Origin of the sequence: Photobacterium kagoshimensis, assembly GCF_050337045.1 — a bacterium.
GTDB classification, from domain to species: Bacteria; Pseudomonadota; Gammaproteobacteria; order Enterobacterales; family Vibrionaceae; genus Photobacterium; species Photobacterium kagoshimensis.
Map to the genome: position 1 here is coordinate 1 of NZ_JAKJSO010000034.1, position 10192 is coordinate 10192.

At 40.6% G+C, this 10192-nt stretch carries 16 protein-coding genes; 11 read left to right on the plus strand and 5 right to left on the minus strand.

Features of this window, described 5'->3' with window-relative positions:
• The first annotated feature begins 373 nt into the window (after positions 1–373).
• Positions 374–670 carry a hypothetical protein gene (locus L4C35_RS22545; RefSeq protein ID WP_428464967.1) on the plus strand — a complete coding sequence of 99 codons (297 nt, stop codon included), beginning with the start codon at positions 374–376 and terminating at the stop codon, positions 668–670.
• Here L4C35_RS22545 and L4C35_RS22550 read toward each other — a convergent pair.
• A complete protein-coding gene (locus L4C35_RS22550; RefSeq protein WP_428464968.1) occupies positions 656–853 on the minus strand; it encodes a hypothetical protein in 198 nt (65 codons plus the stop codon). The genes L4C35_RS22545 and L4C35_RS22550 overlap by 15 nt on opposite strands.
• Positions 854–1027: 174 nt before the next feature.
• On the opposite strand from L4C35_RS22550, the gene L4C35_RS22555 reads away from it, so the two are divergent.
• The 5 genes from L4C35_RS22555 to L4C35_RS22575 all read left to right on the plus strand — a co-directional run bounded on the left by L4C35_RS22555 (position 1028) and on the right by L4C35_RS22575 (position 4467).
• The gene (locus L4C35_RS22555) at positions 1028–1276 is read left to right on the plus strand and encodes a DUF3297 family protein (protein ID WP_428464969.1); all 249 of its coding nucleotides are present in this window, start codon (positions 1028–1030) and stop codon (positions 1274–1276) included.
• A gap of 369 nt (positions 1277–1645) precedes the next feature.
• Positions 1646–2023: a hypothetical protein gene (locus L4C35_RS22560; RefSeq protein WP_428464970.1), complete on the plus strand. Its 378-nt coding sequence runs from the start codon at positions 1646–1648 to the stop codon at positions 2021–2023.
• A 651-nt stretch (positions 2024–2674) separates the two neighbouring features.
• Positions 2675–3154: a type VI secretion system amidase effector protein Tae4 gene (locus L4C35_RS22565; RefSeq protein WP_428464971.1), complete on the plus strand. Its 480-nt coding sequence runs from the start codon at positions 2675–2677 to the stop codon at positions 3152–3154.
• Entirely contained in the window at positions 3136–3501 is a 366-nt protein-coding gene (locus L4C35_RS22570) for a T6SS amidase immunity protein Tai4 family protein (protein ID WP_428464972.1), read from the plus strand. The genes L4C35_RS22565 and L4C35_RS22570 overlap by 19 nt, the downstream gene beginning before the upstream one ends.
• 51 nt (positions 3502–3552) lie before the next feature.
• Positions 3553–4467: a hypothetical protein gene (locus L4C35_RS22575; RefSeq protein WP_428464973.1), complete on the plus strand. Its 915-nt coding sequence runs from the start codon at positions 3553–3555 to the stop codon at positions 4465–4467.
• Positions 4468–4984: 517 nt separating this feature from the next.
• Here the strand turns inward: L4C35_RS22575 and L4C35_RS22580 are convergent.
• Positions 4985–5182, minus strand: coding sequence for a hypothetical protein (locus L4C35_RS22580; protein ID WP_428464974.1), 198 nt, complete (start codon positions 5180–5182; stop codon positions 4985–4987).
• 241 nt (positions 5183–5423) lie between these two features.
• Between L4C35_RS22580 and L4C35_RS22585 the strand changes: the two genes are divergently transcribed.
• Entirely contained in the window at positions 5424–5657 is a 234-nt protein-coding gene (locus tag L4C35_RS22585) for a hypothetical protein (RefSeq protein WP_428464975.1), read from the plus strand.
• Between the two features lie 169 nt (positions 5658–5826).
• Here L4C35_RS22585 and L4C35_RS22590 read toward each other — a convergent pair whose 3' ends face one another.
• Together L4C35_RS22590 and L4C35_RS22595 are read right to left on the minus strand one after the other, a co-directional pair.
• A complete protein-coding gene (locus tag L4C35_RS22590; protein ID WP_428464976.1) occupies positions 5827–5976 on the minus strand; it encodes a hypothetical protein in 150 nt (49 codons plus the stop codon).
• Between the two features lie 433 nt (positions 5977–6409).
• The gene (locus tag L4C35_RS22595; RefSeq protein WP_428464977.1) at positions 6410–6607 is read right to left on the minus strand and encodes a hypothetical protein; all 198 of its coding nucleotides are present in this window, start codon (positions 6605–6607) and stop codon (positions 6410–6412) included.
• Positions 6608–6815: 208 nt separating this feature from the next.
• Between L4C35_RS22595 and L4C35_RS22600 the strand changes: the two genes are divergently transcribed.
• From L4C35_RS22600 to L4C35_RS22610, 3 genes are all read left to right on the plus strand, one after another.
• Positions 6816–7370 carry a hypothetical protein gene (locus L4C35_RS22600; protein WP_428464978.1) on the plus strand — a complete coding sequence of 185 codons (555 nt, stop codon included), beginning with the start codon at positions 6816–6818 and terminating at the stop codon, positions 7368–7370.
• Complete coding sequence (locus L4C35_RS22605; protein ID WP_428464979.1) at positions 7367–7621, plus strand: hypothetical protein; 255 nt, start codon at positions 7367–7369, stop codon at positions 7619–7621. The genes L4C35_RS22600 and L4C35_RS22605 overlap by 4 nt, the downstream gene beginning before the upstream one ends.
• A 238-nt stretch (positions 7622–7859) precedes the next feature.
• Positions 7860–8018 carry a hypothetical protein gene (locus L4C35_RS22610; protein WP_428464980.1) on the plus strand — a complete coding sequence of 53 codons (159 nt, stop codon included), beginning with the start codon at positions 7860–7862 and terminating at the stop codon, positions 8016–8018.
• 114 nt (positions 8019–8132) lie between these two features.
• On the opposite strand, the gene L4C35_RS22615 is transcribed toward L4C35_RS22610, so the two are convergent.
• Complete coding sequence (locus L4C35_RS22615) at positions 8133–8330, minus strand: hypothetical protein (RefSeq protein WP_094958274.1); 198 nt, start codon at positions 8328–8330, stop codon at positions 8133–8135.
• 702 nt (positions 8331–9032) lie between these two features.
• On the opposite strand from L4C35_RS22615, the gene L4C35_RS22620 reads away from it, so the two are divergent.
• A complete protein-coding gene (locus L4C35_RS22620; protein WP_128786630.1) occupies positions 9033–9878 on the plus strand; it encodes a hypothetical protein in 846 nt (281 codons plus the stop codon).
• The last annotated feature ends 314 nt before the right edge of the window (positions 9879–10192 follow it).

Genomic DNA, 10192 nt, shown 5'->3' on the forward strand with positions numbered 1-10192 from the left:
GTAATTTCCGTGTAATTTCCGTGGTTATAGTTTTGAATTTGTCAGCCTTGAGTTGGGTGTTTGTCGCGCTTAATCAGCGCCGTTTTTAATTGCTTTTCATCATGGCAGGCAAGCTGCTTAAACTAAGTCGATAGGCCTAGTAACAAAGGCATTAAGGTGACGCCTGACACTCGGCGGTTTTGGTTTGAAGTGTATTTGGTTTTGTAAGTTCAGCGTTGGCGCACCTTATGCCAGCGTTACCCGACTTKGTTSAGTTCTTTTTGCTTACTTTACTCCGCTGTTGCTGTGAGTTGGTCAATTCCAGATAAATCCGTATGCAGTTAGAATCGTTCGTTGTTCATAGCGGCTTCTTGTTTTTAAATGTCTCAACGACTTGCGTGAATGCTCGCTGGTAACCGCGCCAACTTCTGTATTTGTTTTTAACCATGGTTCGGCCGTGGCGGTTGTTATTCCGCATACTTACTCGTTCTTAAATTTCTCAGCCATTGTCTCGCCATTTTCGAGGAATGCCGCTTTTAATATTGTTGTCGGTGCGTTGGTAGGGAAGTGGTTACATTTTGGTGGTTGCCGTAGCAATCAAATTGCGGGCGATGTTCGCGGCTTGAATTTGGCTGCCTTTTTATCCGTATTCGTGCACGTTTCTGGTTCATCTTTTCTAGGTAAACCATAGTGCTAACATCATCGTAGSCGCTATTTTGTGGGTAAACACGCAGAAATTTTCGTGGTTATAGTTTTGAATTTGTCTGCCTTGAGTGGGGTGTTTGTCACGCTCAATCAGCACATTTTTTAACAGCCTTTCATCATGGCAGGCAAGCTGCTTAACCCAAGTCAAACGGCCGGGTAACAAAGGCATTAAGGTGACGCTTAACACTCGGCGGTTTTGGTTTGAAGTGTATTTGGTTTTGTAAGTTCAGCGTTGGCGCACCTTATGCCAAGGCGTTATATGCTCCCGGAGGTGTTAATTTCTTGAGGCATGGTTCGGTATTGTCTAGAATGACGCACCATATTTCTATCTCAGGTCATAAACATGAGCGACACTAACTCAAAACCAACTCTGCCAGATCACTTATCGGGTAACTCTCGTAGCCCACACTTTGTAGCAGAGTGTTTTGAACATCACATCGGTATTCGCCTTAATGGTAAAGAGCGTACTGATGTTGAAGAATATTGTATCAGTGAAGGTTGGGTAAAAATCCCGTCACCTAAAGCAAAGGACCGCTACGGTAATCCAATGCTGATTACACTAAAAGGTGAAGTAGAAGCATTCTACAAATAACTGTCTCAGTTGCCGCTTATTGTCAATGCATAGGGCAATACCAGCTCTATGTATTGCTTTCCCATCATTTTAAATAGTTCTTCCAAGTATTAAAAATACGCATATAACAAGGCAATCAAGGTGATGCGTTACACTCGGCGGTTTTGGTTCGGAGTTCGGTGTGCTTTGCTGGTCTCGGTGGGGCACACCTTATTGCAGGCGTTAGCACGTTTAATCGTGAATCTTATGGTTATAGTTAACAAATGCATCAGTTACAGTAAATTTGTTTGGTTTTGTGGTTTGCCTCGATTTTCCTGAATTAGTATCAAATGAATACCGTATGCTTTGATATGCTCATTGATTAACAAAGGTAGTCAGGTTTAGTTAATAATGTATACCAATCTTACTAAGTTTTTCTTTTGGGGTATTCTTATTGCCAATATGGTGATGGGATACTTTTCAGCAGCGCCCAAAGAAATATATATAACGGAGTCATATTTTCCACTAGTAGAAGCTTTTCAATTTCCAATTTTGGTTTTTACATTAATAGCTCTTTTTAGTTTGGGTTACAGACATTCAATTTTTAGCTATAAAGTCAATAAGCTCATTGGTTTGCTGTATGTTTCAAGCGCGGTTTATAATTTAATTATGCCTGTTATCGTGTATTGGAAACAAACGAGTAATATCAGCGTTGATGTGATTATTTTCTTTTTTACGGATTTTTGGGTATTTTGGTTACTATGGAGTAGTAAAAAATGTCAGCATTGAGTTCGGTTGGTCAGCTTCGAACTGCATCACCTCTGGGAAGTTTACTTAGCTTAGCATATAAACAAATTAGTACGAAAAACAAAGCGGAAGAAGTTTATCGGTCACTTGTTCCTTTGCTACATGAGCATATTCGTTCTGGCAAAAATATAAATGATCCTATGGTTCAAAATGCACAAGCAGTTTTAGAAGGACTATCTCCATTTGGAGCTAGGCGTCGAAACTTCAGGCGGTGGTATATAGGGTCGACGACCAAGTTACTCAGTTTGCCACATGACCCAGATGAATTAAGTATTGCATGTTGGTGGTGAGATATAATCTTAGATTATTTCTTTAGATCAAAATGTATCCTTGTTTTTATTCGCCCGACAGAAGTGGTGACCATACAGAATATGGTTTCCACGTGCTAACAAGGCCATCAATACGACCACTAACGCTCGGCATTCTAGGTATGATTGGCTGTGGTGTTTTCGGTGGTCTATAAACATTAACGTAATACGTTGTGGCGTATTATGGCAGGCGTTATAACTCTTCTGTCAATTTCATTGTTACACCTCTTACTTTGAGCACCTTCCAGAATAATCAGCTTGCCATTACGGTAACTACATATTTTGTGAGATCTTTTTGTCTGAATAATTCATAAGGAGGTTTTCAATGGTTGCACGTCCTAGTTTACTCAAAATGAAGGTAGCTTTTGCAAAGGTAAATCGAGGTGTATCAGAAGTAGGTTCAATTATCGGAGGTAAAATAAATCACAATATTAATGTGTTAACTCCTGAGCAGGGGCGATTTGAAAATGCTTGTGCTATACGTATGTCATATGCACTCAATTTTGCTGGCTATAAAGTCCCATACATCAAAAACAAGACAGTATCTGGAGGTCAAGGGAATTGGTACATCTACAGAGTTAGAGACTTAATCAATTTCTTGTATCAAAAATTTGGTGAACCAGATGTTGTGGTTGAAAGCCCAAATAGTAATAAGCTTGCTGGCTATAAGGGGATTTTAGTCGTTGATGTAGATACTTGGCTAGACGCGTCAGGACATGCAAGTATTTGGACGGGATCTAGGTGTACGGATAATTGTTACTTCCCACAAGCAAAGAAGGCTTACTTATGGAAACTGGAAGATTAGTTAGTGCGATTTTTATCGCTTTTTGTAGTCTTGGAGCTAATGCAAGCCCATTAAGTTCTCAAAGTGATGAACAATTGTTTAAGAGTTTTGCTCTTTCTTCTTGCATCGCAACTTACTATAAGGGCTCCGATGTTGCTAACGATGCTTTAACGGCAATGCAAGGTTATAGAGAGTTTTCTAATCTGTCACTAGATGCGTTCTTTGAGGTAAGTGAAGTACTACGAAGTGAAAACATGGCTGTTTATAAATCAAAAGATGGTAGAGCTATAGAGCTGGCATATTGTATAGACTTTTCTCAATCAGCAGAAGTACATGCTTTGTATATAAAGGCGAAATCAGATTTATAACAATGCAATCAAGGTGATGCATTACACTCGGCGGTTTTAGTCTGGAGTTCGGTGTTCTTGGAAGGTTCAGTGTTGGCACACCTTATTGCAGGCGTTAAATTACAGGAGAAAACTTTGAGTAATGAACTAACTATAGAATCAGTTGATATTAATAATATTACGCTTCCTTTTGAAATCATCCCAATAGGTGATAAATCAGACGCTTTAGATGATTTTTGCATTCGGACAACAGAGTGGGTTAACTATATTAGTGAGGTGCTGCTTTTTAGTCATATCGGTAGCAAAATGCCAATTACTGATTATTCAGTTAAACCTCAGATTTTCGCTCCGAGAAGGCCACGAGGGCAAGAGGCAAATGAACTTCCCACGCCAAAAATTACAATAAAAGATAAAAATTTTGACACGATTTCTCGAAATCTATCAAGAAATCTTTTTAATCACTCAGTATCACAGTTGGTAACAAATTTTGAGATTTTCTTAAATGAAATAACTGAAGATATCTTATGGCGAAATGTTGAGTTACTAGCTAATGATCAAAAGCAACTCAGTAATAAAGAAATCTTTGAGTTAGGGGACCTTGATGATATTAAAGATGCTCTGATTCAACGTAAAGTTCTAGATCATGCTATGAGTGCTTATCCAAAACGAGTTGATAGCTTTCAAAAGTTATTTCATATCGGTGTTCATTCAAAAAAATCACCGCTTCCTTTGCCTGTAGTACATGATCTAGTTGAAGTAAGAAATGTTATTCAACACAGTGGTGGTCAGTGTTCTGAACAGTATCTACAGAGAATGAGTGTTTATGAACCATCAGTGTATCAAAAGTTGCTAAGGCGTCGGCATATTCAACCCAAAATAGACTTTCAGTGGCTCCTTGTGCTGGGTATTAATATGGTTAAACTAGCGGAGTTCATTGACTTTGAAGCAGAGCAAAAATGGTCAACAACGAGGAACTGTGAAGAGTAATTTAACAAGGCAATCAAGGTGATGCGTTACACTCGGCGGTTTTGGTATGAAGTTCAGTGCGCTTTGCTGGTTCAGTGGGGCACACCTTATTGCATGCGTTACCCGACTAGGTTCAGTTCTTTTTGCTTACCTAACTCTGTTGTCGTTGTGAGTTGGTCAATTCCAGATAAATTCGTATGCAGTAAGAATCGTTCTTTGTTCATAGCGGCTTCTTATTTTTAAACGTCTCAATGAGTTGCGTGAATGTTCGCTGATAACCGCGCCAACTTCTGTACTTTGTCTTAACCATGGTTCGGCCGTGGCGGTTGATGCTCCGCGTACTCTCAATTCTTAAATTTCTTGGCTATTGCCTCGCCATTTTCGAGGAATGCCGCTTTTAATTTTGTGGTCGGTTCGTTGGCAGGGAAGTGGTTACATTTTGGTGGTTGCCGCAAATATTCGAACTGTGGGTGTTGTTCGCGGCTTTATTTGGGCTGCCTTTTAATCAATATTGGCACGCGTTTCGGGTTCATCTTTTCTAGGTAAACCATAATGCTAACTTCATCGTAGCCGCTATTTTGTGGGTAAACGCGCAGCAATTTTCGCGGTTATAGTTTTGAATTTGTCTGCCTTGAATTGCGTGTTTGTCGCGCTTAATCAGCGCAGTTTTTAATTTCACTTCATCATGGCAGGCAAGCTGCCTAACCCAAGTCGAACGGCCGGGTAACAAAGCCATTAATACGACCGCCAACGCTCGGCATTCTAGGTCTGAATTGGCTGTGGTGTTTTCGGTGGTCTATCAACATGTTCGTAATRCGTTGTGGCGTATTATGGCGAGCGTTACCCGACTTGGTTCAGTTCTTTTTGTGTACTTAACTCCGCTGTTGCTGTGAGYTGMTCAATTYCAGATAAATYCGTATGCAGTTAGAATCGTTCGTCGTTTGTAGCGGCTTCTTGTTTTTAAACGTCTCAACGACTTGCGTGAATGTTCGCTGGTAACCGCGCCAACTTCTTTATTGGGTTTTAACCATGGTTCGGCCGTGGCGGTTGATACTCCGTGTACTTACCAGTTCTTAAATTTCTTAGTTATTGCCGCGCCATCATCGAGGATAGCCGCTTTCAATATTGTTGTCGGTGCGCTGGAAGGGAAGTGGTTACATTTTGGTGGTTGCCGTAAACAGAAGAATTTCGGGCGATGTTCGCGGCTTTAGTTTGGGCTGCCTTTTAATCAATATTGGCGAGCGTTTCTGGTGCATCTTTTCTAGGTAAACCATAGTGCTAACTTTATCGTTGCCGCTATTTTGTGGGTAAACGCGCAGTGATTTTTGTGGTTATAGTTTTGAATTTGTCTGCCTTGAGTGGGGTGTTTGTCGCGCTTAATCAGCGCATTTTTAACTGCATTTCATCATGGCAGGCAAGCTGCTTAACCCAAGTCAAACGGCCGGGTAACAATGGCATTAATGTGACGCCTGACACTCGGCGGTTTTGGTTTGAAGTGTATTTGGTTTTGTAAGTAATGCGTTGGCGCACCTTATGCCAAGGCGTTACCCGACTTGGTTCAGTTCTTTTTGTGTACCTAACTCCGTAGTCGCTGCGAGTTGGTCAATTCCAGTGAAATCCGTATGCAGTAAGATTCGTTCGTCGTTTGTAGCGGATTCTTATTTTTAAACGTCTTAACTACTTGCGTGAATGTTCGCTGGTAACCGCGCCAACTTCTGTATTTGCTTTTAACCATGGTTCGGCTGTGGCGGTTGTGACTAGGTGTTTAAAATGTTCTTAAACTTCTCAGCTATTGACGCGCCATCATCGAGGAATGCCGCTTTCAATAGTGTAGTCGGTGCGCTGGCAGGGAAGTGGTTACATTTTGGTGGTTGCCGAAAGAAATAGAATTGTGGGCGTGGTTCGCGGCTTTAGTTGGGCTGCCTTTTAATCAATATTGGCGAGCGTTTCTGGTTCATCTTTTCTAGTTAAACCATAGTGCTAACTTCATCGTAGCCGCTATTTTGTGGGTAAACGCGCAGTAATTATCGTGGGTATAGTTTTGAATTTGTCTGCCTTGAGTTAGGTGTTTGTCGCGCTGAATCAGTGCTGTTTTTAACTGCCTTCCATCATGGCAGGCAAGCTGCTTCACCCAAGTCGAACGGCCGGGTAACAAAGCCATTAATACGACCACCAACGCTCGGCATTCTAGGTCTGAATTGGCTKTRGTGTTTTCGGTGGTYTATCAACATKWTCGTAATACGTTGTGGCGTATTATGGCGAGCGTTATGGCTCAGAAGTGATTTAACTCGCATATGTATCCACACAGTTACTTGATATGCATCTGTGTTTGTATGGTTCTGTCTTTTACTGTTATAAGGAGAGAATGCGTGATGAATACTCCCATCTTAAATATGCGTGATGATCGTAAAGAAAGTATTGTTAAGAATACTCCTGCAATTTTTGAAATTGCATCTAATGAAAATGCTAATGGGTCGGCACCTTGGTTTGAAGCTGACTCTCAAAGCGAAGTTGGACGGTGGTGTGGCCCAATAATTCAAATATCAAAAAAACATGGTGTTGATCCTCGATTGACTATGGCAATTATGTACATGGAAACTACTCATGGCTATTATGAGAGGCTTTATCCTGATTTTTTAGAAGATGTGTTTCCTTTAAGAAAAAGTGTATTGCCAATGAATATCCATTACAAATACTGGCGAAAATTGGGAGTTACAAAAAATAGTCTCAACTGCCCCCACTATAATATTGAGTTTGGTGTGATAATTCTAAAGCGTATACAAGAGCGTATTAATAATCCGACAATAGCAAAAATAGCTTCAATATATAACTTTATTGGAGCCGAGAAAGTAACTGACTATGGTGCAAGAGTTTCAAAGGTTTATTTAACTCAACCTTGGAAATCAAAGGGTTGTACACAATGAAAAACTTATTAATATTTGCGGTCATTGTTTCTATCATTATTGCCAGTATAGTTTTATCTATTGCCATTGAGCATAATACAATGGAAGTCTTTTGCAAAGAAATCGATACTAGTGAATGCAGTTTTGATTATTTCTATGCGATTTTTATTTGGTTGACATGGTTTATCCCAACATTTGTGGCACAATCGGCAGTATATTGGCTTGTTCTGTCTTTAGTTAAACGCTTTAGTAACAGAGGCTTGAAGCCATAACAAGGCAATCAAGGTGATGCGTTTTACTCGGCAGTTTTGGTATGGAGTTCGGTGCGCTTTGCCACTTCAGTGGGGCACACCTTATTGCTGGCGTTACCCGACTTGGTTCAGTTCTTTTTGTGTACTTAACTCCGCTGTTGCTGTGAGTTGGTCAATTCCAGATAAATTCGTATGCAGTTAGAATAGTTCCTCGTTTGTAGCGGCTTCTTATTTTTAAACTTCTCAACGGCTTGCGTGAATGTTCACTGGTCACCGCGCTAACTTCTGTATTGGTTTTAACCATGGTTCGGCAGTGGCGGTTGATGCTCCGCGTACTGACCAGTTCTTGAATTTCTCAGCTATTACCGCGCCATCATCGAGGATGCCGCTTTCAATATTGTGGTCGGTGCGTTGGTAGGGAAGTGGTTACATTTTGGTGGTTGCCGCAAATATTTGAACTGTTGGTGTTGTTCGCGGCTTTAGTTGGGCAGCCTTTTAATCAACATTGGCGAGCGTTTCTGGTTCGTCTTTTCTAGGTAAACCATAGTGCTAACTTTATCGTAGCCGCTATTTTGTGGGTAAACACGCAGTAATTTTCGTGGTTATAGTTTTGAATTTGCCTGCCTTGGGTTAGGTGTTTGTCGCGCTTAATCAGCGTCTTTTTTAATTGCATTTCATCATGGCAGGCAAGCTGCTTAACCCAAGTCAAACGGCCGGGTAACAAAGGCATTAAGGTGACGCTCAACACTCGGCGGTTTTGGTTTGAAGTGTATTGGGTTTAGTAAGTTCAGCGTTGGCGCACCTTATGCCAAGGCGTTATGGCTACAAAATATAGTCGTATTTGAAGCTCGATGAACTGAAATATTGGCAGCGATTTGCATAGGTTAAAAAGCGATAAGGCTGGTAATTCTATGGTAGCTTCGCTGATGTTTAACTGTTTGTTTAGTAGCATCTTATCAAGAGCAACTGCTTCCCCAACGCCAGTTAAAGGGGGCTTTCATAATTTCGTCAGTTATTCGGATTCCCCTTCCACTCTACAACGCACAGCGAGTTATCTCTGCTCGATCCAGCAAAAATCATATTCATTTGTCTAACGTGAAAGCAGCGCTATTTCTGACGGCAACGTTAGCTATTAACAATATGATTATTAACAATAAAATAGTAAAGTGCTCTTATCGTTAAGCACTTGGTGGTATATCATGCGTGCGAGCAGAAAATCACACACTTTGCTTGGCGGTAGCGTGGGAAAATTGAACACCATACGCTCAGAAAAGTAGCCATAACAAAGCCATCAATACGACCCTCAACGCTCGGCATTCTAGGTATGAATTGGCTACGGTGTTTTCGGTGGTCTATCAACATTACCGTAATACGTTGCTGGCGTATTATGGCAAGCGTTATGTGTTTGTGCGTAATTAAGAGGGAGCGTTAGGTGAGATTAAAGGAAAAGGTTCAGTATAAACTACTGCCAAAAATTGTTGATAAGTACATTGAATTCAAAAATATGCGCATTGAACAAAATCTACGTCGGCTCGGTATTACTTCAATTTTGGTGGATAACACAGTTTTATTTCATGGTGTTACACACGAAACTGCATGGGTGTCAAACGGGAAAAAAAAGTGGGGAGATACTGAAGTAGAAACTGGTTCCCTTTCTCGGATTCCAGTACATGAAGAAGGGTGTGAAGGCCGAGAATACACTTCAATCAAGTATCTACCTAGTATTATTGATCTTGCGAGGCGTGAGGTTCTTGAGTTATGTCTTTCTGATGAATTGAAAGATGAGCAGCTGACTCAACCTATGGGAAGATTTAGAGGGTACGGAATATTTGATAGTTCGCTATTCAAAGGGCTTAATATGCGAGTTATCCATGACCCTGATTATACATTTGCTATCGGTGCTGGCTGCAGAAGTCTTGAAGAGCAAAGAAAAGATAGGCTTGCATCAAAATTAGACCCACTATACCGGGACCTAATTGATGTCTTAGGTAAGAAGAATTCGCAGGATATTTGGCATATTGTCACAGCCGAAAGGAATGATTGTTACTGCTTTTTAACTATGGATTTTAGGCTGGTCAAAAATCTGGAAGCTCAGAAGAATAATCCCGTGGTTAAATCACTAAAAACTAAGGTTTTGACGCCCGAACAACTTGGCAAAGAATTTAATCTTCCTACCATTTCTCCTAGACTATATTCATACCATTTAGCTGATTGTCCAGTAAATACTGAGTTCAATTGGCACAATTCAAAACGACAGAAACCGAAAAAAAACACATAACAAAGGCATTAAGGTGACGCTGGACGCTCGGCAGTTTTGGTTTGAAGTGTAATTGGTTTAGTAAGTATGGCGTAAGCGCACCTTATGCCAAGCGTTATGCGCTAAAGCTAAGTGCTTACACCAGAGTCGAAAAGTGAGAGAAAAGTCATATTATGCAAAGTCGGAATATGCTTTCTTAATAACCTAATTCCACGTAGGTTAATGATAGTTTTGAAAGTAATTTTTGTTGATGCAGAAAATGTAGGATTAAAACCTTTAGATGACATTAATGTTTCTGTTTTAGATAAAGTTCTAGTCTTTTCTAATGATGAAAC

Bases quoted from the DNA above. Each gene is read 5' to 3' on its own strand.
- L4C35_RS22555 (WP_428464969.1), top strand. From the start codon at position 1,028: ATGAGCGACACTAACTCAAAACCAACTCTGCCAGATCACTTATCGGGT.
- L4C35_RS22560 (WP_428464970.1), top strand. From the start codon at position 1,646: ATGTATACCAATCTTACTAAGTTTTTCTTTTGGGGTATTCTTATTGCC.
- L4C35_RS22565 (WP_428464971.1), top strand. From the start codon at position 2,675: ATGGTTGCACGTCCTAGTTTACTCAAAATGAAGGTAGCTTTTGCAAAG.
- L4C35_RS22570 (WP_428464972.1), top strand. From the start codon at position 3,136: ATGGAAACTGGAAGATTAGTTAGTGCGATTTTTATCGCTTTTTGTAGT.
- L4C35_RS22580 (WP_428464974.1), bottom strand. From the start codon at position 5,182: ATGGCTTTGTTACCCGGCCGTTCGACTTGGGTTAGGCAGCTTGCCTGC.
- L4C35_RS22595 (WP_428464977.1), bottom strand. From the start codon at position 6,607: ATGGCTTTGTTACCCGGCCGTTCGACTTGGGTGAAGCAGCTTGCCTGC.
- L4C35_RS22605 (WP_428464979.1), top strand. From the start codon at position 7,367: ATGAAAAACTTATTAATATTTGCGGTCATTGTTTCTATCATTATTGCC.
- L4C35_RS22610 (WP_428464980.1), top strand. From the start codon at position 7,860: ATGTTCACTGGTCACCGCGCTAACTTCTGTATTGGTTTTAACCATGGT.
- L4C35_RS22615 (WP_094958274.1), bottom strand. From the start codon at position 8,330: ATGCCTTTGTTACCCGGCCGTTTGACTTGGGTTAAGCAGCTTGCCTGC.